Raw genomic sequence first — 22,186 nt, forward strand, 5'->3', positions numbered from 1 at the left:
AAGCGGATGCGGCACTGGGGCATGGCATCGTGCGCTCTGTGGTGCGCCATCGCGCTCGGCGCTGCGGGCGGGCCGGAGCACGATCTGCTCGATCCGGAACAGGCCTTTCGGCTCAGCGCCGGCATGCCTGACCCGAGGACGATCGAAGTGCGTTACCGCGTGGCGGAGGGCTACTATCTCTACAAGGCGCGCCTGGCGTTCAGCACCGACAATCCGGCGGTGCGCCTCGGCGCACCGCAACTGCCCGCCGGCGAGTGGCACGAAGACGAGTTCTTCGGCAGGAGCGAAATCTACCGCGGAGAAGTGACGATCCGGATCCCATTGGACGGGCAGGCCGCGGGGCGTTTTACCTTGATCGCGGTGTCCCAGGGCTGTGCGGACGTCGGAGTGTGTTATCTCCCGCTGACCCAGCGGGCCTTGCTGTTTCCCGCGAGGCCGGGCGGCAAACAAAGCCAGAAGCCGTGAACCGTTCGGCACAGTACGTCTTGTTGCTCGCGGTGGCGCTCTCGGCGGCGACGGCCGGTTTCTTCCTCAGTTCTCAGTTGAAATCCGGCAAGGTCGACACCAGCGCGCTGATGGCTGCGGCGCTTCCCGACGTAAGCGGCGCGCCTCGGACGCTCCAGGACTGGCGCGGGAAGCTGCTGGTGGTCAATTTCTGGGCAACTTGGTGTCCGCCCTGCCTGGAAGAGATTCCGATCTTCATCGATCTGCAGTCCCGCCTCGGGGTCCGCGGGCTGCAATTTGTCGGAATCGCGGTGGACGATGCGCCCAGCGTGCGCGAGTTCGCCCGCGCCAAAGGCATCAACTACCCCCTGCTCGTAGGCCAAACGGGCGCCATCGAACTGTCGCGCGCCGCGGGCAACCTCCAAGGGGGCCTGCCCTACACGGTGGTGCTGGACCAGAGGGGCCGTCTTCTCGGCAGATTCCACGGTGCCGTGCAGCCCACCGAGCTGGAAAGGCTGCTGCTGACCCATCTCTAGGCTCGTTTCGGCCGCAAGCTACGCCCAAGTTCGGCAAACTGCGGGCAAGTTGGAGCGTCGAGCGAGGGCGAACCTTGCAGATTCGGCTGCGCGCCCCAGTGGCACAGGCGGCCTACTTAAAATTGCCGGCAAATCTGGACAAAATGTCGCGAACTGCGGCAAACTCGCCGGCCATGAACTCGCCATCGCGGCGAAAATCCGCCCGGATGCCGGCTCGACAGCGCAGCATTCTTGTCGTGCATGGGCCAAATCTCAACTTGCTGGGCACGCGCGAGCCGCAGATCTACGGGGCGGAGACGTTGGCCGCCATTAACCGGCGGCTGGTGGCGCGAGCCGCCCGTTCCGGCGTCCGCCTCGAGGCATTCCAAAGCAACGACGAAGGGCGGCTCGTCTCGCGCATTCAGCAGGCGCGAACCGGGTCGGTCGGCTTCATCATCATCAACCCCGCAGCCTACACCCATACGAGCGTGGCCCTTCGAGACGCCTTGGCGGCCGTAGGCCTGCCCTTCGTGGAAGTGCATCTTTCCAATGTGCATGCCCGCGAGCCCTTCCGCCACCGTTCCTATTTCAGTGACCTGGCAGTCGGGGTGATCTGCGGTCTGGGGTCGCGCGGCTACGATTTCGCACTCGAGTTCGCGTTGCAGCGTCTGGACTGACGAGGAGCTTCATCCATGGACCTGAGGAAGCTCAAGAAGCTGATCGATCTGGTGCAGGAGTCGGGGATCGCGGAACTGGAGATCACGGAAGGCGAAGAGAAGGTGCGGATCAGCCGGACTGGGGCCAGCGTGCAGACGGCCGTAATGGCCGTACCGCAGACCGCGCCGGCGGTCGTTCCGGCGGGGGCAGCGGTCGCGGGCGCAGCCGAGGCTGCAGCGCCCGCCGAACCCGAAGGTCACGTGGTGAAGTCCCCCATGGTGGGCACGTTCTATCGGGCGGCATCGCCGGGAGGCAAGCCGTTGGCGGAGGTCGGCCAGACGGTCAGCCCCGGGGACACCCTCTGCATCATCGAGGCCATGAAGCTGCTCAACGAGATCGAGGCCGACGTCGGCGGTACCATCAAGGCAATCCTGGTCGAGAACGGCCAGCCGGTCGAGTATGGCCAGCCGTTGTTCATCATCGCCTGAATTGGGCGCTCAGAAGCTTTAGAGCGTTCCCGTCACATGTTCGAGAAGATCCTGATTGCGAACAGGGGGGAGATTGCGCTGCGCGTGCAGCGCGCGTGCCGCGAACTGGGTATCAAGACGGTTGCGGTTCATTCCACGGCAGATGCCGACGCCAAGTATGTGCGGCTCGCCGACGAATCGGTGTGCATCGGCCCGCCGAGTTCCGCCGACTCTTATCTCAACATCCCGGCCATCATCAGCGCCGCGGAAGTCACCGACGCGGAGGCCATCCACCCGGGCTATGGCTTCCTGTCGGAGAACGCCGACTTCGCCGAGCGCGTGGAGAAGAGTGGTTTCGTTTTCATCGGGCCGCGAGCCGAGACCATCCGCTTGATGGGCGACAAGGTTAGCGCGAAGGCCGCGATGATCAAGGCGGGGGTGCCGGTCGTGCCGGGCAGCGAGGGCGCGCTGCCCGAGGCGCCCGATGAAATCGTGAAGGTGGCGCGCAAGATCGGCTATCCGGTGATCATCAAGGCGGCCGGCGGAGGCGGCGGGCGCGGGATGCGTGTGGTACACACCGAGGCTGCCCTGATCAATGCGGTCACGATGACGCGGCAGGAAGCCAAGACCGCGTTCGGCAACCCGATGGTATACATGGAGAAGTTCCTGGAAAACCCGCGCCACGTAGAGATTCAGGTACTTGCCGACGAGCACCGTAACGCCGTCTACCTCGGCGACCGTGATTGTTCCATGCAACGCCGCCACCAGAAGATCATCGAGGAGGCCGCGGCTCCTCTGATTGCGGCCAAGGAGCGCATCCGCATCGGCGAGCGCTGCGCGGAAGCCTGCCGCAAGATCGGCTACCGCAGCGCCGGGACTTTCGAGTTTCTGTACGAGAACGGCGAGTTCTACTTCATCGAGATGAATACGCGGGTGCAGGTCGAGCATCCCGTGACCGAGATGATTACCGGCATCGACATCGTCAAGACCCAGATCCTGATCGCGGCGGGACAAAGGCTTCCGTTCCGCCAGAAGGACGTGCAATTCCGGGGCCACGCCATCGAATGTCGCATCAACGCCGAGCATCCGTACAAGTTCACGCCCTCGCCCGGACGCATCACCGCGTGGCATGTCCCCGGCGGGCCGGGGATTCGCGTCGATTCGCACGTCTATCAGAACTATTTCGTGCCCCCGTATTACGATTCGCTGATCGCCAAAGTCATCGCCTACGGAGACACCCGCGAGCAGGCAATGGCGCGCATGCGGGTGGCACTGTCGGAAATGGTGGTGGAGGGTATTCAAACCAATCTGCCCCTGCACCAGGAACTGATGGTCGATACCGCGTTCATCCGCGGCGGCACGAGCATCCACTATCTTGAAGAGAAGCTCGCCAAGTACACCAAGATCGAGTAGCCGGCCGCGCGCCGGCGCCGATCACCGATTCGAGGTTCGCCATCGCCTGGATTGCGGTTGAAATGATCGTCGATGCCGAGCAGGCCGCGTCGCTGACCGATGCGCTGCTCGGGTGCGGCGCGGCATCGGTCGACATCGCCGATGCGCACGCCGGCAGGGGGGGCGAACAGCCGATCTTCGCGGAGCCGGGAGCGGAGGCAGTCCCGGCGTGGCAAGAACATCGCCTGGTTGCGCTCTTCCCCGAGCACGCCGACGTGCAGCGCGCGCTGACCGAGGCGGCGGGCGAAGCGGGTCTGGCTTTGCCATCCTATGGCATCGGGCGAGTGGAGGAGCAGGACTGGGTGAGGCTCACACAGTCTCAGTTCGCTCCGATCCGGATCTCGCAGCGGTTGTGGATCTCGCCGAGTTGGGGCGTGGTTCCAGACCCGGCGGCGCTGACGGTCGTTCTCGACCCTGGACTCGCCTTCGGCACGGGCAGCCATCCCACGACGCGCCTGTGTCTGCAATGGCTCGATCAGCACCTGCAGCCGGGGCAAAGCGTCATCGATTATGGGTGCGGGTCGGGCATTCTGGCGATCGCAGCAGCCAGGCTGGGTGCGGCGCACGTTGTCGGGATCGACATCGACCCTCAGGCGCTGCAAACCAGTCGATACAACGCCGAGCGCAACGATGTCGCCATCGAATGGCTTACGGCCGATGCGCCTGCGCCGGCACCGGCGGACGTGACCATCGCCAATATCCTTTCGGCTCCGCTTGCTGCGCTGGCGCCGCTTCTGGCACGGCTCACCCGTAGCGGCGGGCACCTCGTGTTGTCCGGGATTCTGCCCGCACAAGTTGAGAACCTGACCCGAATCTACCGGCCTTGGTTCGATCTGCGCGTGGGTGCAATCGAGGAAGGGTGGGTCCGACTCGACGGCATCATGCGCGCGGGCGTTGCCGCACTCCGGCAGTGAACCTCTACACGCGCTGCCCGGCCTGCCTGACCGTGTTCCGCGTCACGACGCGTGAACTGCAGGCCTCGAATGGACGCGTGCGTTGCGGGCACTGCCAGGAAGTGTTCGATGCATTCGCCACCCTGAGCGCGCAGGAACCCGCCAAGGAGAGCGTGCCGGCGCCCGCCCAAACCGCCGTCCAGTCCCCTTCAGCCGTGGGCGACGAGCAGGCGACGGCGCCTGCGTCGATGGCCGCGGGCGCGGCTCGTGCGGCATCCTCGTCCCCGCCGAGAGTAGCGCGTCCCGACCCCGCCGTCAGCCTGTACGAATGGGAATTCCGTCTGCCCCCTCAGCGTCGGCGCACCGCGCTCTGGGTGTCGGCCTCCATCCTGTTGCTGGCGCTTGCCGGCATTCAAGCGTCGATCGCCTTTCGCGATCGACTCCTGGCTTCGCTCCCGCTTCTGCGCCCCGCATATGAGCGGGCCTGCGACTGGTTCGGCTGTGAGGTCGGCCTGCCTCGTCTGTCAGATTACCTGCACGTCGACTCGACGAGCCTCCAGGTGGTCGATCCATCGCGCCCGAACCAGATGGAGTTGACCGTGCTGCTGCGCAATCGCGCGGCGGTAGCGGTTCAGTATCCGGCTTTCGAGTTGACGCTGACCGATGCCCGGGATCAGGCGATCGCGCGGCGCGTCTTTCTCCCCGGAGAGTATCTGTCCTCGGCGAAGGACCGGCAAGCCGGCCTCGAAGCGGGAGCCGAAGTGCCGATCAGGCTCTACCTCGATACGGGTAAGATTGCCGCGGCCGGTTACCGGGTCTACTTCTTTTATCCGTAAGAACCGATGCTCAAGACACCGCTCAACGATGAGCACCGCGCGCTCGGCGCGAAGCTCGTCGACTTCGGGGGCTGGGAGATGCCGCTGCACTACGGCTCTCAGCTCGAGGAGCATCACATGGTGCGACGCGACGCCGGCATGTTCGACGTGTCGCACATGCTCGTGATCGACGTGACCGGGGCCTCGTCCGCGCCTTTCCTCCTTCGCCTGCTCGCCAACAGCATCGAGCGGCTAGAGCGCCCGGGCAGCGCTCTCTATTCCTGCATGCTCAACGACGACGGCGGAATCATTGACGACTTGATCGCCTACTGGCTGAGCGAGCGTCAGTACCGGCTGGTGGTCAACGCCGCCACGGCGGACAAGGACCTGCGCTGGCTGCAGACGCAGCGCGAGCGACTGTCGCTCGATGTGCGCATCGTTCCTCGACGCGACCTGGCGATGGTGGCGATCCAGGGCCCGAGCGCGCGGGAAAAGCTGTGGCGCGCTCGCCCGGAACTGAAACCCTGCAGCGAGCCGCTTTCCCCCTTCTGTGCCGCCCAATGCGACGGATGGATGGTCGCGCGCACCGGGTATACCGGGGAAGACGGATTCGAAGTCATGCTTCCGGCGGACCAGGCGCTCGGCTTCTGGCGGTCACTCAGAGCTGCCGGCATCGGACCCGCGGGGCTGGGCGCCCGCGACACGCTGCGTCTGGAGGCGGGCATGAATCTGTACGGACAGGACATGGACGAGACCGTGACACCGCTGGAGTCGGGTCTGGCCTGGACGGTCGACCTGGCGTCGGCGCGGGAATTCATCGGCAGGCGGGCGCTGGAGTCGAGGAAGCCACGCGCGCAGTTGATCGGGTTGATCTGCATGGATCGCGGCGTCTTGCGAAGCGCGCAGCGGGTTGTGACCGAGCATGGTGAAGGTCGGGTCACCAGCGGCGGCTTTTCGCCCACGCTGAACGTGTCGATCGCGTTGGCCCGAGTGCCGGTGGCCGTGCGTCCGGGCCAGACGGTACAAGTCGAGGCGCGCGACCGGTTGCTCAGGGCGCGGACGGTAAAATGTCCGTTCGTGCGCCATGGTAAGCCCCTTGTGGAGCTGCCCGTTGCCTGAAACATAAGGACATCCGATGACCATTCCGGCCGACCTGAAGTACACCGATACCCACGAGTGGGCGCGTCAAGAAGCCGACGGTACCGTGGCGGTGGGCATCACGCACCACGCGCAGGATCTGCTGGGCGATCTGGTGTTCGTGGAGATGCCCAAACTGGGACGCAAGGTGAAGAAAGGCGAGGAATGCGGGGTTGTCGAGTCGGTGAAGGCGGCTTCCGACATTTATGCTCCGCTATCCGGCGAAGTCGTCGCGGTCAACTCGGCGCTGGAGAGCGCGCCGCAAAAGATCAACGAGGGCGCCTACGATGCCTGGATGTTCAAGTTGAAACTGTCCGACCCTCAGGAACTCGCCTCGCTGCTCGACGCGGCTGCTTATCGCAGGCTGGTCGAATCGGCCGCACATTGAGACCTTTCCCGCCGGCCAGCCGATGAACGCCCGAGCGCCGGACTTCACGACAGACTGAGATGCCCTTCATACCGCATACGGAACAGGACGTGCGCGAGATGCTCGCGCAGATCGGCGTGGCGCGCGTCGACGATCTGTTCGACGAGATACCTGCCGGACTCAAGGACGTCAAGCTCGGCGGAATCACCGAGGGTTTGAGCGAAATGGCCGTGGGTCGGCTCATGCGCGAACGCGCGCGTCAGGACGGCGCGTATCTCAATTTCATCGGAGCCGGCGCCTACGAGCATCACATCCCCTCGGCCGTGTGGCAGATCGCTACCCGTGGCGAGTTCTACTCTTCCTATACGCCCTATCAGGCCGAGGCCAGCCAGGGCACCCTGCAACTGCTCTACGAGTATCAGTCGATGATGTGTTCGCTCACCGGTCTGGAGGTGACCAACGCGAGCCTCTACGACGGCGCTTCGGCCCTCGCCGAAGCGGTGCTGATGGCGGTGCGGCTGCACAAGGAGTCACGCCGCGTGCTGCTGCCGAGCACGGTGCACCCGGCCTATCGCGCAGTGGTGCGAACGATCGTCGCCAATCAGGGTATCGAGGTGGTCGAGTTGCCCTATTCGTCGCAGTACGGGCAGACGCGTCCAGAAGAGATCGAATGCGCAAGTAAGGGTGGATTCGCGGCGCTGGTGATACCGCAACCGAATTTTTTCGGCGTGCTGGAGGACGTGGATGGCTTGGCCGATCGGGCGAAGGCAGCGGGTGCGCTTGCGATTGCCTGTGTCAACCCCACTTCTCTTGCCTTGTTGAAGCCGCCCGGCCGGTGGGGTCGCAGCGGGGCCGACATCGCCGTGGGCGAAGGGCAACCGCTCGGAGTCCCGCTTTCAGGTGGCGGGCCCTACTTCGGATTCATGAGCTGCAAGTTGGCGCACGTGCGCCAGATGCCCGGACGAATCGTCGGACGCACAGTGGATCTGGAGGGACGGCGCGGATTTGCCTTGACGCTGCAAGCCCGCGAACAACATATCCGCCGCTCCAAGGCAACTTCCAATATCTGCACCAACCAGGGCCTGGCCGTGACCGCTGCCACGATCTATCTGGCAATGCTCGGTCCGGCGGGCTTGCGCGGCGTCGCGGCCGCCTCGCACGCCAACACCACGGCGCTGGTGGATCGTCTGCTTCGCGTGCCTGGCGTGAGCCGGCGCTTCGATTCGCCGGTGTTTCACGAGGCGGTGGTCGCCCTGCCCGTGGCCGCGGAATCGGTCCTGGGACGGTTGCGGGCCAGGGGCATCCTCGGGGGCTATGATCTGGCACGCGACTATCCCGAGCTGGGAAACGCGCTGCTCATCTGCGCGACTGAAACCAAGACGGCCGAAGACATCGAGCGCTATGCCGAGGCGCTCGATGAATCGTTGCGTGCGGTGGCCTGAACCGTCGATCGATTCGCAATCGAGAAGAGCCGAGGCATGACGAGCGCCACCTACAAGGTCAATCCCGCCAGCGCATGTTGATTTTCGAACTTTCACGCGCCGGCCGCAGAGCCCAGGCCCAAGCGCCGGAAGCGCCGTCCGCCGCGCACGACCTGCCGGCGCATTTGCTGCGCACCGACTTCCCCGCATTGCCCGAGGTGTCCGAGCTGGACGCGGTGCGGCACTACACGCGCCTGTCGCAACGCAACTTCTCGATCGAAACGCACTTCTACCCGCTCGGCTCCTGCACGATGAAGTACAACCCGCGGGCGTGCAACGAGCTGGCGATGCTTCCCGAGTTCCTCTCGCGCCACCCGCTGGCGCCCGACCAGACCGGGCAAGGCTTTCTCGCCTGCCTGTGGGAGCTGCAGGAGCTGCTCAAGGAAGTGACGGGTATGGCGGCAGTGAGCCTGGCGCCGATGGCCGGTGCTCAGGGCGAGTTTGCCGGCGTGGCGATGATTCGTGCTTACCACCGTGCGCGCGGTGATGCCGCCCGCACCGAGATCGTCGTCCCGGACGCGGCGCACGGCACGAATCCGGCGACGGCAACGATGTGCGGCTACACGGTACGCGAGGTTCCGACCGACAAGGAAGGCAACGTTGACCTCGAAGCGCTGCGCGCTGCGGTGGGGCCGCAGACGGCGGGCTTGATGTTGACCAATCCCTCCACGCTCGGGGTGTTCGAGCGGACGATTGAATCGATTCGCGACATCGTGCACGGCGCAGGCGGGCTGCTCTACTACGACGGCGCGAACCTCAATGGCATTCTCGGCAAGGTGCGGCCCGGCGACATGGGTTTCGATGTGATCCACATCAATCTGCACAAGACCTTCTCGACACCGCATGGCGGTGGCGGCCCCGGCGCAGGGCCAGTCGGTGTTCAGGATCGACTCATTCCCTATCTGCCGGTACCGCTGATCGTGAAACAGGGCGAGCACTACGTTCGCCTAGAGGAACGCGAGCGCCCCCGGTCGATCGGGCGGCTGTCGGCATTCACGGGCAACTCCGGGGTCTTGCTGCGGGCCTATGTCTATGCGCGCATGCTGGGGCGCCGTGGCATGCGGCGCGTGGCGGAGTTCGCCACCCTGAACGCGAACTACCTGATGGCACGGCTGAGCAAGGCAGGGTTCAAGGTTGCCTATCCCTCGCGCCGCGCCAGCCACGAATTCATCGTCACGCTCAAGGACCTGAAGGAACAGACCGGGGTGAGCGCGATGGACTTTGCCAAGCGTCTGCTGGACAAGGGCTTTCACGCCCCGACGACATACTTCCCGTTGCTCGTTCCCGAATGTCTGTTGATCGAGCCGACCGAGACCGAGTCCAAGCAGACCCTGGACGCTTTCGTCGACGCCATGGTCGAGATCCTGGAGGAAGCGCGCACGCGGCCTGAACTGGTGAAGAGCGCGCCGCACACGACGCCGGTTCGTCGTCTGGACGATGTCAAGGCGGTCAGGGAACTCGACGTGAGATGGACTCCAGCGAGCTAGAAAACCCGCACAAAGGCAAGACCGGTCTGCGGCGCGTGTGGAATGCCTTTCTCTATTCGCTGGACGGCTTGAAGGCAGCCTACCGGCACGAGCACGCGTTCCGTCAGGAAGTTCTGGTCGCTCTGGTTCTGGTGCCGACGGCCTTGTGGGTGCCGGTGAGCGGCTCGGGGAAGGCAGCAATGATTGCCAGCGTACTGCTGGTGCTGATCGTCGAACTGTTGAACTCCGCGATTGAGGCGGCGGTGGACCGCATTTCCCTCGATCATCACCGCCTCGCGAAGCGTGCCAAGGACATCGGCAGCGCGGCCGTGATGATTTCCCTGATCAATGTCGTGGTGGTCTGGAGCTTGACGCTGTTCGGTTGACGCGCCAGCGCGCCTGGCGGCGATGACCGGCCGGAACATGCTTTTGCCGAGGTGGACGCTTGGCAGCAGCTTCCCAAACACTTTCATAAAAATCATATACTTTTAGTGCAATTATCGAAGCCTTTATCTCTACTTAAAGATAAATCCATAGAAAAGCAATAATATTTGCTCTTCAGGGCGGGTCACGGCGGGCGAAATGAGCAAAAGGGCCTTCTGGAAGGCGGACTGGTTTCTCGGACTGCTCGTTGTCATCCTCGTGCTCTTTGCATCGAGCAGCGATTTGCTGCAAAGCCTGGAACGCAGCGCGTACGACCTTGGCATGCGCGCTTCCGAGCGCACGCCTTCCGACCGGATCGCGGTCATTGCCATCGACGACCAGAGCATTGCAAATATCGGCCGCTGGCCTTGGCCGCGCGACGTCCATGCGCGGATGATCGAGCGGCTGGCTGCCGCCGGGGTGAAGGTGATCGGTTACGCCTCCTTCTTCTTCGAGCCGCAGGAGGATCCCGGGCTGCGCTACCTGAACCGGTTGATCGACCTGTATCAGGGCTTCCCGCCAAGCACGCAGGCTGCGCTGGCCGACTTCGGCTCCTTGCTGATGGAGGCAGAGGACGCGCTCAACACCGATCGCAAGCTCGCGCTGGCGATCGGCCGGGCGCGCAACGTCGTGCTGCCCATGCTCTTTCAGTTCGGTGAACCGCGCGGCAATCCGGACCGCGGGCTCCCCGAGTTCGTGCTCAACAATCAGTTGAGCAAGGTCGTGGATCGGGTCGGAGCGACCGGCGCCAACCTCTATCCAATTCCCTCCCTCGCCGCCGCGGTTCCGCTCGAGCAGCTTGCTGCCGGCGCGGCAGCTCTGGGGCATCTGAACGTTGCGCCCGACATCGACGGCAGCGTGCGCACCGAACCGCTGGTGGTGCGCTACTACGACCACTACTTCCCCTCGCTTTCCACGATGCTGGCAGCGCAAAGCCTGAACCTCGGACCGCAGGACATCGAGGTTCGCCTGGGCGAGGGCGTGCGACTTGGCGGACTGACGATCGCGACCGACCCCTTCTTGCAGATGTACACCTATTTCTACAAAGGGGTCGAGGGACGCGGCGCCTTCCCGGTCGACTCGTTCTACGATGTCGCGAGCGGCAAGATTCCGGCGGAGAAATATCGCGACAAGATCGTCCTGATCGGCGCCACTGCAGCCGGAGTCGGCAGTTACCAAGTGACGCCGGTCTCCCCGGCGATGCCGCCGGTCATGAGCTTGGCCCACTCGGTTTCCTCGCTCCTCCAGGAAGATTTTGTAGTGAGGCCACCTTGGGCGCGCTGGGCAGAGCTTGGAGCGTATGCGCTGGTGGCACTCTACATCGTGTTGCTCTTGCCCAGACTGGGGGCGGGCACCGGGGCGGCGATCACGGCGACGTTGTTCGTAGCGCTGGTCGGCACGCATTTCGCCCTGATGACGGGGCCGCTGATGTGGCTCCAAGCGATGAGTGCGGTGACGCTGCTGGTCATCGGGCACCTCGCACTGGTGACTAAGCGCTTCATCGTCACGGAACGAGGCAAGGCGAAGTCCGATCTGGAGTCGGCCGAATCCAACCGCATGCTGGGGCTGGCTTTCCAGGGACAGGGCCAGCTGGATCTGGCATTCGACAAGTTCAGAAGAGTGCCGCTGGATGACCAGCTGATGGATAACCTCTACAACCTGGCGTTGGATTTCGAGCGCAAGCGACAATTCAACAAAGCGCACGCGGTGTACGAGCACATGGCCGGGTACGATCCGAAATTCAAGGATCTCGGCCAAAAGCTCGCGCGTGCCAAGCAGATGTCCGAGACGATAGTTCTGGGTGCGGCGCCGAGCCATCCTGGCGGCACGCTGGCGCTGGCGCCCGGAACCGAAAAGCCGATGCTTGGCCGCTATCAAGTCGAACGCGAACTCGGCAAAGGCGCGATGGGCGTTGTTTATTTCGGGCGCGATCCGAAGATCGGTCGTACCGTGGCGATCAAGACGCTCGCGCTGTCCCAGGAATTCGACGGCGAGGAGCTGGAAGAAGTCAAACGGCGTTTCTTTCGCGAGGCAGAAACCGCCGGCCGGCTCAATCATCCCAACATCGTGACGATCTACGATGCCGGCGAAGAACAAGATCTTGCATACATCGCGATGGAGTTCCTCAAGGGCCGGGATCTCGTCGCCTACACGAAGTCTGAAAACCTGCTGCCGCTGCCCAAGGTGCTGTCAATCGTTGGGCGGGTCGCCGAGGCCTTGGGTTATGCTCACCGTCAGAACGTGGTGCACCGAGACGTCAAGCCCGCGAACATCATGTGGGACCCCGACACGGACGCGGTGAAGGTGACCGACTTCGGCATTGCGAGAATCACAGACTCCTCGAAAACCAAGACCGGCATCATCCTGGGCACGCCGTCCTACATGTCTCCGGAACAATTGGCCGGCAAGAAACTCGACGGGCAGTCGGATCTGTTTTCGCTGGGCGTGACGCTCTATCAGTTGGTCTGCGGGATCCTGCCTTTCCAGGGGGAGACAATGACGCAGTTGATGTTCAAGATCGCCAATGAGCCGCCGACGGACATTGTCTCGGTCAATCCGGCGATCCCTCGGTCGCTGGTGGCGATCATCGACAAGGCGTTGGCAAAAGACCCGAACGCGCGATTCAGGACGGGCGAAGAGATGGCTGAAGCGATCCGTCAGTGCGCGCGCGCAGCATTCGGGAGTGTGGACCTCGCACTGTGAGGACTGCCACGTGATCAGTTTGAGCACCGCCTTGGAGATCGCCAAGGCCACGCATACCGGGATGGTGCGCTCGCACAACGAAGACAGTATTGCAGTCGAACCGGACATCGGGCTGGCGGTGCTGGCCGATGGAATGGGTGGCTACAACGCCGGAGAGGTGGCGAGCGGCATCGCCACAGCGCTGATTTCCAACGAGACCAAGGAAGCGCTGACGCGGGTCGATCCGCACACAGTCGACCGGAGCACGGGTACTGTCGCAGCCGCGGCCCTGCTGCGGGATGTGATCGTGAAGGCCAACGCGTCGATCTACCAGTCGGCGAACAGCCAGCCGCAGTATGCGGGCATGGGCACGACTCTGGTCGCCACTCTGTGCTGCGATAACAAGATCACCGTTGCGCACATCGGCGACTCGCGCTGTTACCGATTTCGGGACGGTCGGCTCGAGCAGATCACCCGGGACCATTCACTCCTGCAGGAACAGATCGACAGCGGATTGCTGACCAAGGAAGCCGCCAGGCGCTCCCAAAACAAGAACTTGGTTACGCGCGCCCTGGGTATCGAGCCCGAGGTCGAGGCCGAGATTCATACCTACGAGGTGCGACCGGGGGACATCTATCTGATCTGCTCGGACGGGCTCAATGACATGGTGGAAGACGAGGACATTGCGCTCACGCTCGACGCGTTGGGCGGCAATCTCGTGCTGGCGGCGGAACAGCTCGTGCAGATGGCGAACGATGCCGGCGGGCGCGATAATGTCTCGGTGATCCTGATCAAGGTCAAGAGGGAATTCCCGGCCGAAGGCGGCTGGCTTTCGAAGATCCTCTCCTGGCTCAGATAAACGACCGCGAGGATGTAGCTATGGCGAAGTTGATCGTGACTCTCGATGGCCAAGTGCTCAAAGAACACGAAATCAACAAGGAACGCATGACCATCGGCCGCAAACCGCACAACGACATCCAGATCGACAACCTGGCCGTGAGCGGCGAGCACGCCATGATCATGACGATCCTGAACGATTCTTTTCTTGAGGACCTCGGGAGCACGAACGGTACAGCGGTCAACGGGCAACCCATCAAGAAGCATTTCTTGCAGAACAACGACGTCATCGAGATCGGCAAGTACCGGATCAAGTACGTGAACGATCAGCCAGCCAAGATGACGCGGCAGGAGTTCGAAAAGACCATGGTGCTGCGCACTCCCTCGGGCGGGGCCGGGATAAAGTCCAGGAGCGCGACGGATACTCAGACCAATCTGCAGCCGCCGAGTGCGGAAGACATTCCCGCTGCGCCGCCTGCGGCGCCGCCGGCAGCGCAGCCCGCGATGGCGGCTGGCGCTGCTGCGGCACCAGGCCCTGCTTCTTCCGCTGCGGCAGCACCCAGCGCAGGGCAAGGCACCATCCAGATCCTCTCGGGTCCGAACGCCGGCAAGGAGTTGCCGCTGACAAAAGCGCTCACGACCGTGGGCAAACCAGGCGTTCAAGTCGCGGTCATCGCCAAGAGGCCGCAGGGTTTTTTCATCACTCACGTCGAGGGGGCGACCTTCCCCGTCGTGAATGGGAAAGCGCTCGATGCGCAGGCCCATCTGCTCAATGATCACGACGTGATAGAGCTGGCCGGCGTAAAGATGGAATTCTTCTTCAAGCCTTGAGCGGGCCGGGGACCCGCCTCTCCTTTGCCGTTCATAGGGCGGTTACTTCCGTACCGCGTGCCGTCATATCGCGCGCGAATGCGCCAGCACCCTGAAAGGCGGGCGCAATGAGGAAGCATCTGGTGCGCGTCGGCCTCGGCCTGTTGATCACCGCCATCTTCATCGGTCACGCGGCAGGCTACTACAAGATACCGCTCATAGACCGCATCGAGCTCATTGCCTATGACGCGCGGCTGCGGCTGGTCATGCCCGGTGGCATCGATGAACGCATCGTCATCGTGGACATCGACGAAAAGAGCTTGGCTGCTGAAGGACACTGGCCGTGGCGTCGCGACAAACTCGCGGCCTTGCTCGACAGGTTGTTCGAACACTATGGCGCGCGACTCGTCGCATTCGACATCGTCTTTGCCGAACGCGACGAGAGTTCCGGGTTGAGCGTGCTGAGGCAACTGGCGCAACACGAACTCAAGGACGATCCGAAGTACCAGGCGGTTCTCAAGCAGGTCGAACCTCGTCTGGAGCACGACCGCGCGTTTGCCGAGAAATTGAGGAACCGGCCGGTTGTTCTTGGCTACTACTTCTCGGATGTTGTCCAGAAAGATGGCCAAGGGCGGACGGCTGGAGCCCTTCCGCCACCGGTGCTGCCACCCGGAACGTTCAAAGGCAGAAAGGTGCGGTTCACGAGGTGGTCTGGATATGGAGCAAACCTGCCCGAATTCCAGACTGCAGCCGCGGCAGGTGGGCACTTCAATCCCTGGCCCGATGAAGACGGAATTACCAGGCGAGTGCCGATGCTCGCGGAATATGAAGGCGCGTATTACGAGGCGCTCTCGCTCGCCATTGTGCGCCTGGGGCTGGGCTCGCCGCAGATCGTTCCGGGCTTTCCCGAACAAACGCTGTGGACCGAGAACTACCCTGGTCTGGAATGGCTGGACATTGGCAGCGTGCGCATCCCGATCGATGACATGGTGACGGCCCTTGTGCCGTATCGCGGCAAGAAGGGCAGCTTCCCGTACGTCTCGGCCACCGACGTTTTGCACGCAAGGGCGGACGCGGGAATGCTGAAGAACAGGATCGTGTTGATCGGCACGACCGCACCAGGCCTGTTCGACTTGCGGGCGACCCCGGTGGATCGGGTCTATCCCGGTGTCGAAATCCACGCCAACCTCATTGCCGGCATGCTCGACGGAACGATCAAGCAGCGCCCCCCTTATGTCCTGGGTGCCGAGGTGGCGCTGCTTCTGCTATCTGGGGTCGTGATGGCGGCCATGCTGCCGTTGGTGAATCCACTGCGCGCCACGCTAATCACCGTCTTCGCGCTGGCTGCCGTCTTCGCGACCAACGTGCTGGTGTGGACGGAGGGCAATCTGGTGCTGCCGCTCGCTTCGGGGATGCTGATGATCGCGCTGCTGTTTGCGGTGAACATGTCCTACGGATTCTTCGTGGAGTCCCGGGCGAAGCGCCAGATCACCGGGCTTTTCGGTCAGTATGTCCCGCCGGAGCTGGTAGACGAAATGTCGCGCAACCCGGGCGCCTTTACGATGGAAGGCGAGAGCCGGGAGATGTCCGTGCTGTTCACCGACGTGCGCGGGTTCACCTCGATTTCCGAGGGGCTCGACCCACGGCAGCTGTCCAAACTGATGAACGAGTTCCTGACTCCTCTGACGGGGGTCATCCATCGACACCGGGGCACGATAGACAAGTACATGGGCGATTGCGTCATGGCCTTCTGGGGCGCGCCGGTGCACGATGCGATGCATGCCCGCAACGCAGTGCTGGCTGGGCTCGAGATGCACCAGGTGCTTGCCGAGCTGGCTCCGGAGTTCGAACGGCGCGGCTGGCCAAAGATTCAGATCGGCGTGGGCATCAACAGTGGCCGCATGAGCGTAGGCAACATGGGATCGGAACTCCGCGTTGCCTACACCGTCATGGGCGATGCCGTAAACCTTGCTTCGCGCCTGGAGGGCATCACGAAACAGTACGGCGTCGGATTGATCATCGGCGAAAATACCCGTGCTCAGGTGCAGGATGTCGTATTCCGCGAGCTGGACAGGGTCGTGGTCAAAGGCAAGGACGAACCGGTCACGATCTACGAGCCGCTGGGGCTGCAAGGTGCCCTCGACCCAACCGTTCTGGACGAGCTGAAGCTGTGGGCACAAGCCTTGCGTCTATACCGTTCCCAGAACTGGGACATGGCAGAATTGCAGCTCCTCAACCTGATCAGGGAATATCCTTCGCGCCTGCTCTATCGGGTGTTTCTCGACAGGATCGGAGTGTTTCGCAAGAATCCGCCGGGCGAACAGTGGGACGGGGCCTACCGTTTCGAGACCAAATGACGATGCAAGTGCGAATTCTGGGTTGCAGCGGAGGAATCGGAGGCAATCTGCGGACGACCTCGATGCTGGTCGATGAAGACGTGCTGGTGGACGCAGGAACCGGGGTCGCCGACCTCACGCTGTCCGAGCTCGAGCGTATCGAGCACGTGTTCGTCACGCATTCGCATCTCGACCATATCGCGGCGCTTCCCCTGATTGTCGATACCGTCGGGCCGATGCGCAAGAAGCCGTTCACCGTCCACTGCACGCGCGAGACGATGGGCATCCTGCGCGATCACATTTTCAACTGGAAGGTGTGGCCCGACTTCACGCAGATTCCGAGCAAAGAGAACCCTTACCTCGTCTGGGATCCCCTCGAGGTGGGCGAGCCGGTCGAGATCGGACAGCGTCGGTTCACGGCGTTGCCGGCCAATCATGTCGTGCCTGCAGTCGGATACTGGCTCGATAGCGGTGCGGCGAGCCTCGTGTTCACCGGGGATACGACGACGAACGACGCGCTGTGGGCGGCGGTCAACGACATCGAGAATCTGCGCTACCTGATCATCGAGACCGCATTCCCGAACGCCGAGCGCGAACTTGCGATCGAATCCAAGCACCTTTGTCCGAGCCTGCTCAAGGAGGAACTCGTCAAGCTGCGCAGGCCGGCGCGCATCTTTGTCACCCATCTCAAGCCGGGAGCGGGAACGCAGACCATGGCCGAGGTGGAGGAGGATCTCGCGCACCTCAACCCGCGGATGCTGGCCAATGGACAGGTATTTCGTTTCTAGGCTTCGGCGCGGCTGGCCGCGGAGCAACATCGCTGCGAAGCGTGCGGTGAAGCTGGCCGCCGAGAAGTCGGAAGGGAAACGCGATGAGCACACTGTTTGATGCCAAACCACAGGTCGGCCAGAACCTGGCCGAGATGTCACACAGACTGGAGTTCCAGAAAAGACTCCAGTCTGTAACCAACAAGATCCATGCGACGAGCAATCTCGACGAGATCATGCTCGAGCTGTCGCAGGATATCTGTTCCCTCTTCGACGCCGAGCGCCTCACGATCTACGTCGTTTCGGACGATCGTACGGCGATCGTCTCCAAGGTCAAGACGGGTCTTGCGTCCTTCAAGGACCTGAAGCTGCCGGTCAACGAGCAAAGTATCGCGGGCTACGTCGCGCTGACGAAAAAGGTCGTCAACATCAGGGACGTGTACGACGAGAACGAGCTCAGAGCGCACCATCCTCAGCTGCGTTTCCTGAAAGAGGTCGACCGGCGCACGGGATACCGGACCAAGCAGATGCTCGTGGCGCCGGTTCTGGAACCGGGCGTGGGTGACATGATCGGCGTGGTGCAGGTCATCAACACCAGAAACGGCCAGCCATTCTCGCATGTCGCCGAGGAGGGCATTACCCACCTGACCGAAACGCTCGCAATTGCTCTCAAGCAGCGCTCCCGCGCGGCGGCGATGCTGCGGGGCAAGTACGATTCTCTGGTCACCGATGCGGTGCTTTCGGGCGAGGAGATGGAGCTTGCCACCCGGTCGGCGCGAAGGAAGAACATCGATATCGAGGACGTCTTGATCGATGAATTCCAGGTCAAGCCTTCCGCAATCGGCGCCGCGTTGTCCAAGTTCTTTGCGGTGCCCTATGAGCCGTTCAGGCCGGACCGCATCAAGCCGATGGATCTGCTCAAGAATCTGAAGCGGGACTTCGTGGAAAGCAGCCACTGGGTCCCGGTCGAGGACAGCAAGGAAGGATTGATCGTCCTGACGACCGATCCGGAACGGGTGCGTGCCTCGAAGGTGGTCAACAACATCTTTCCCAAGCACCGGATCGTCTACAAGGTGTGCACGCGCCGGGAGTTTGCGGCTACGCTGGACCAGTTCTTCGGTGCGGAAACCGGGGATTCCTCGTCCATCGGCGAGCTTTTGCAGAGCATGGACGAGGAGGGCGACGAAGAAGGCGGCGGGGGAGGAGTCGATGAGGCCTCTCTGGCCCAGGACAACGAACTGGTAAAGCTCGTCAACAAGATCATCATCGACGCTTATCATCAAGGCGCTTCGGACATACACATCGAGCCATACCCCGGCAAGGCGAAGACCGAAGTCCGGTTCCGCAAGGACGGTGCGCTGCAGCCGTACATTTCGGTGCCGGCCAGCTATCGCAACGCACTTGCCGCACGGCTCAAGATCATGTGCGATCTCGACATCGCCGAGAAGCGCAAGCCGCAGGATGGAAAGATCAAGTTCAAGAAATTCGGGCCTCTCGACATCGAGCTGCGGGTGGCTACCATCCCTTCGGCCGGGGGCGTTGAAGATATCGTCATGCGGATTCTTTCCGCCGGCGAACCGATTCCACTGGACAAACTCGGGCTCTCGGAGCGCAATCTCAAGACGCTCAAGGAAGTGGTGTCGAAGCCTTACGGACTGTTCTTCGTCTGCGGACCGACCGGATCGGGCAAGACGACCACGCTGCATTCGGTCCTCGGCTACCTGAACACGCCGGATACGAAGATCTGGACCGCCGAAGATCCCGTCGAGATTACGCAGAAGGGCTTGCGCCAGGTCCAGATGAATCCAAAGGCCGGCCTGACATTCGCCACCGCCATGCGAGCATTCCTCCGGGCCGATCCGGACATCATCATGGTCGGCGAAATGCGCGACAAGGAAACCACCGCCATCGGCATCGAAGCCTCGCTCACCGGTCACCTCGTGCTTGCGACGCTGCACACCAACAGCGCGCCGGAATCCATCGTCCGTCTGCTCGACATGGGGATGGATCCGTTCAACTTCGCGGACGCCTTGCTAGGCGTGTTGGCACAACGCCTCGCCAGGAGGCTCTGCGTGAAGTGCAAGACGCCGCACATCGCGACCCAGGACGAGCTGCGCATGCTGCTGGAAGAGTACTGCGTCGAACTGAAGAATACGGAGGCCTGGAAACGCGATCCCAAAGCAGCCTACGAGAACCTCTATCGCGAGTGGGTCAGATCATTTGCTGACGAGAAGGGACAGTTCACGCTCTATACACCGGTGGGCTGCGAGGTCTGCGGAGGAACGGGGTACAAGGGACGGGTCGGTCTGCACGAACTGCTGGTCGGGACCGATGCGGTCAAGAAGCACATCCAGGAGCACTCGAGGGTCGCCGAGGTGCTTGCCACGGCGCTGTCGGAGGGCATGCGTACCTTGAAGCAGGACGGCGTGGAAAAGGTACTGATGGGAATCACAGACATTCACCAGGTTCGGGCGGTCTGTATCAAGTAGCGGGCTTGCAGGGAAAGTGAACGGCGAAGAGCATCTTGCGTCGGGCGCGCCAGGCAGCGCGGACCCGTTGCGCAGGCTGGAGGAACTCAACCGGATCGGGATTTCCCTGTCCCGGGAAAAGAACATCACTCGCCTGCTCGAGGCGATCCTGGTCGCCGCCAAGAAGATCACCAATGCCGACGGCGGGACACTTTACCGGGTCGACAGCGAAGGCAAGCGCGTGCACTTCGAGATTCTGCGCACCGACTCGCTGGGCATCGCGATGGGCGGGACCACCGGAGTGCAGATTCCCTTCGATCCGGTGCGGCTGTACGACGAAAACGGCCAGCCCAACAATTCCATGGTCGTGGCGTACTCGGTGCTGCACGACGAGACGGTCAATGTGGCCGATGCTTACACCGAGAAGGGATTCGATTTCAGCGGAACGAAGCGATTCGACAGGAAGACCGGCTACCGGTCCAAGTCCTTTCTGACCGTTCCGATGAAGAATCATGAGAACGAGATCATCGGTGTTCTACAGCTGATCAACGCGAAGGATCGCAGCAGCGGCGCGATCGTGCCGTTTTCGAAGGCCGATCAGCATCTCGCCGAATCGCTCGCCTCCCAGGCCGCGGTTGCGCTGACCAACCGGCAGCTCATCAACCAGCTCGAAGAGCTGTTCGAGTCGTTCATCAATCTGATCAACGCAGCCATCGACGACAAGTCTCCTTATACCGGCGGCCATTGTCAGCGCGTCCCCGTACTCACGATGATGCTTGCCGAGGCCGTGAACGAGACCACTGCGGGCCCGCTCGCCGATTTCCGGATGAGCGACGATGACCGTTACGAACTGAAGATCGCGGGTTTGCTGCATGACTGCGGAAAAGTCACCACGCCGGTTCACGTGGTGGACAAGGCAACCAAGCTGCAGACCATATTCGACCGCATCGCACTGATCGATACGCGGTTCGAGGTCATCAAGCGGGACGCGGAGATCGCGATGTTGAAGGCCAAGCTGGCGGCGCCCGGCAATCCAGACGGCGAATGGCAGCGGGCCGAGCGGGAGTTCCATGTGCGGCTGCGTCAGATCAACGAGGACCGCGAGTTCCTGCGCTTCGCCAACATCGGTTCGGAGGCGATGCGCGAAGAGGACCAGGAAAGAGTGCGGCAGATCTCGCGGACTTATCGCTGGCGCGACGTGAGCGGCAACGAGGCGGAGTTCCTGACCGCGGACGAAGTCAAGAACCTTTCGATCCGGTCCGGGACGTTGACTCCCGAGGAACGCCAGATCATCAATCACCACATCGAAGTGACGATCAAGATGCTGGAATCGCTGCCGTGGCCGCGCCACCTGCGCAATGTGCCGGAGTACGCAGGCGGGCATCACGAGCGCATGGACGGCAAGGGCTATCCGCGGGGCCTGAGGCGCGAACAGATGTCGGTGCAGGCCCGCATCATGGGCATCGCCGACATCTTCGAGGCGCTGACGGCCAAGGACCGTCCCTACAAGAAAGGCAAGACTCTCTCGGAAGCGTTGCACATCCTCGGGAAGTTCAAGCTGAACGGCCACATCGACCCGGATCTGTTCGACATCTTCGTTCGCAGCAAGGTCTACGTGAAGTACGCGCAGCAGTTCCTCGACCCCGATCAGATCGATCAGGTCGACGAGACGCGAATTCCCGGCTACTCCAGCGTGTGACACGGAGTGTCATTTCCTGCCGGCTCGAACTTTTTCGATCCCGAGGCAGCGGGATCGGGTTTCCCGCGCGAAGCCGGCGGATCGATCGACCGATGTCGTGGTTCGCTCCTGCAAGCCTCAAACGCCGTTGTAAGCCTCTGTTTTGATACGCGTTAGCCGGTCCATCGGGTTCGCGCTAAAAAACGGCTGAAGCTCCTGACTGGCTGGCACAGCGCTTGCCAATTGAAGCACCGAGCACACGGATTCCAACATGTGTGTTTGCTTGATCAACCAGTTAAGGAGTCATCCATGAAGGCCGTTCAGAAGGGTTTTACCCTCATCGAACTGATGATCGTGGTCGCGATCATCGGTATCCTGGCCGCGGTGGCGTTGCCTGCCTACCAGGATTACACCGCGCGCTCGAAGATGTCCGAAGTGATTCTCGCGGCGTCGGCTTGCCGCACCAGCATCACCGAGACCGTGCAGTCGGC

At 62.6% G+C, this 22,186-nt stretch carries 20 protein-coding genes; all 20 read left to right on the plus strand.

Annotated features, from left to right (window positions below; translation table 11 throughout):
* Nucleotides 1-21: 21 nt before the first annotated feature.
* Complete coding sequence (locus tag VNM24_05850; GenBank protein ID HWQ38127.1) at nucleotides 22-465, plus strand: protein-disulfide reductase DsbD N-terminal domain-containing protein; 444 nt, start codon at nucleotides 22-24, stop codon at nucleotides 463-465.
* Nucleotides 462-980 (plus strand): TlpA disulfide reductase family protein, encoded by a 519-nt coding sequence (locus VNM24_05855; GenBank protein HWQ38128.1) that lies wholly within the window; start codon nucleotides 462-464, stop codon nucleotides 978-980. The genes VNM24_05850 and VNM24_05855 overlap by 4 nt, the downstream gene beginning before the upstream one ends.
* Nucleotides 981-1,186: 206 nt before the next feature.
* Complete coding sequence (gene aroQ / locus VNM24_05860; protein HWQ38129.1) at nucleotides 1,187-1,636, plus strand: type II 3-dehydroquinate dehydratase; 450 nt, start codon at nucleotides 1,187-1,189, stop codon at nucleotides 1,634-1,636.
* Nucleotides 1,637-1,651: 15 nt separating this feature from the next.
* Nucleotides 1,652-2,104: an acetyl-CoA carboxylase biotin carboxyl carrier protein gene (gene accB, locus VNM24_05865; GenBank protein HWQ38130.1), complete on the plus strand. Its 453-nt coding sequence runs from the start codon at nucleotides 1,652-1,654 to the stop codon at nucleotides 2,102-2,104.
* 36 nt (nucleotides 2,105-2,140) lie between these two features.
* Nucleotides 2,141-3,496, plus strand: a complete 1,356-nt coding sequence (gene accC / locus VNM24_05870; GenBank protein HWQ38131.1) for an acetyl-CoA carboxylase biotin carboxylase subunit — start codon at nucleotides 2,141-2,143, stop codon at nucleotides 3,494-3,496.
* A 50-nt stretch (nucleotides 3,497-3,546) separates the two neighbouring features.
* Nucleotides 3,547-4,449, plus strand: a complete 903-nt coding sequence (gene prmA / locus VNM24_05875; protein ID HWQ38132.1) for a 50S ribosomal protein L11 methyltransferase — start codon at nucleotides 3,547-3,549, stop codon at nucleotides 4,447-4,449.
* Nucleotides 4,446-5,264 carry a zinc-ribbon and DUF3426 domain-containing protein gene (locus VNM24_05880; protein ID HWQ38133.1) on the plus strand — a complete coding sequence of 273 codons (819 nt, stop codon included), beginning with the start codon at nucleotides 4,446-4,448 and terminating at the stop codon, nucleotides 5,262-5,264. The genes prmA and VNM24_05880 overlap by 4 nt, the downstream gene beginning before the upstream one ends.
* A 6-nt stretch (nucleotides 5,265-5,270) precedes the next feature.
* Nucleotides 5,271-6,362 carry a glycine cleavage system aminomethyltransferase GcvT gene (gcvT, locus tag VNM24_05885; GenBank protein ID HWQ38134.1) on the plus strand — a complete coding sequence of 364 codons (1,092 nt, stop codon included), beginning with the start codon at nucleotides 5,271-5,273 and terminating at the stop codon, nucleotides 6,360-6,362.
* 16 nt (nucleotides 6,363-6,378) lie between these two features.
* Nucleotides 6,379-6,768, plus strand: a complete 390-nt coding sequence (gene gcvH, locus VNM24_05890; protein ID HWQ38135.1) for a glycine cleavage system protein GcvH — start codon at nucleotides 6,379-6,381, stop codon at nucleotides 6,766-6,768.
* A gap of 59 nt (nucleotides 6,769-6,827) precedes the next feature.
* Nucleotides 6,828-8,189: an aminomethyl-transferring glycine dehydrogenase subunit GcvPA gene (gcvPA, locus tag VNM24_05895; GenBank protein HWQ38136.1), complete on the plus strand. Its 1,362-nt coding sequence runs from the start codon at nucleotides 6,828-6,830 to the stop codon at nucleotides 8,187-8,189.
* Nucleotides 8,190-8,263: 74 nt separating this feature from the next.
* Nucleotides 8,264-9,715 carry an aminomethyl-transferring glycine dehydrogenase subunit GcvPB gene (gcvPB, locus tag VNM24_05900; GenBank protein ID HWQ38137.1) on the plus strand — a complete coding sequence of 484 codons (1,452 nt, stop codon included), beginning with the start codon at nucleotides 8,264-8,266 and terminating at the stop codon, nucleotides 9,713-9,715.
* A complete protein-coding gene (locus tag VNM24_05905) occupies nucleotides 9,697-10,080 on the plus strand; it encodes a diacylglycerol kinase (GenBank protein ID HWQ38138.1) in 384 nt (127 codons plus the stop codon). The genes gcvPB and VNM24_05905 overlap by 19 nt, the downstream gene beginning before the upstream one ends.
* Nucleotides 10,081-10,276: 196 nt before the next feature.
* A complete protein-coding gene (locus VNM24_05910) occupies nucleotides 10,277-12,820 on the plus strand; it encodes a serine/threonine-protein kinase (GenBank protein ID HWQ38139.1) in 2,544 nt (847 codons plus the stop codon).
* A gap of 10 nt (nucleotides 12,821-12,830) precedes the next feature.
* Entirely contained in the window at nucleotides 12,831-13,658 is an 828-nt protein-coding gene (locus tag VNM24_05915; GenBank protein HWQ38140.1) for a Stp1/IreP family PP2C-type Ser/Thr phosphatase, read from the plus strand.
* Nucleotides 13,659-13,678: 20 nt separating this feature from the next.
* Nucleotides 13,679-14,467 (plus strand): FHA domain-containing protein, encoded by a 789-nt coding sequence (locus tag VNM24_05920; protein ID HWQ38141.1) that lies wholly within the window; start codon nucleotides 13,679-13,681, stop codon nucleotides 14,465-14,467.
* Between the two features lie 107 nt (nucleotides 14,468-14,574).
* On the plus strand, nucleotides 14,575-16,803 hold the full coding sequence (locus VNM24_05925; GenBank protein ID HWQ38142.1) for an adenylate/guanylate cyclase domain-containing protein: 2,229 nt from the start codon (nucleotides 14,575-14,577) through the stop codon (nucleotides 16,801-16,803).
* 2 nt (nucleotides 16,804-16,805) lie between these two features.
* Nucleotides 16,806-17,570: a 3',5'-cyclic-nucleotide phosphodiesterase gene (locus VNM24_05930; GenBank protein ID HWQ38143.1), complete on the plus strand. Its 765-nt coding sequence runs from the start codon at nucleotides 16,806-16,808 to the stop codon at nucleotides 17,568-17,570.
* Nucleotides 17,571-17,653: 83 nt separating this feature from the next.
* Nucleotides 17,654-20,038, plus strand: a complete 2,385-nt coding sequence (locus VNM24_05935; GenBank protein HWQ38144.1) for an ATPase, T2SS/T4P/T4SS family — start codon at nucleotides 17,654-17,656, stop codon at nucleotides 20,036-20,038.
* A gap of 16 nt (nucleotides 20,039-20,054) precedes the next feature.
* Complete coding sequence (locus VNM24_05940; protein ID HWQ38145.1) at nucleotides 20,055-21,716, plus strand: HD domain-containing phosphohydrolase; 1,662 nt, start codon at nucleotides 20,055-20,057, stop codon at nucleotides 21,714-21,716.
* Nucleotides 21,717-22,004: 288 nt separating this feature from the next.
* Nucleotides 22,005-22,186 (plus strand): prepilin-type N-terminal cleavage/methylation domain-containing protein (locus tag VNM24_05945; protein HWQ38146.1); only part of this gene is annotated, 182 nt, incomplete at its 3' end.

It is taken from the genome of Burkholderiales bacterium, assembly GCA_035560005.1.
Lineage (GTDB): Bacteria > Pseudomonadota > Gammaproteobacteria > Burkholderiales > Eutrophovitaceae > DASRFY01.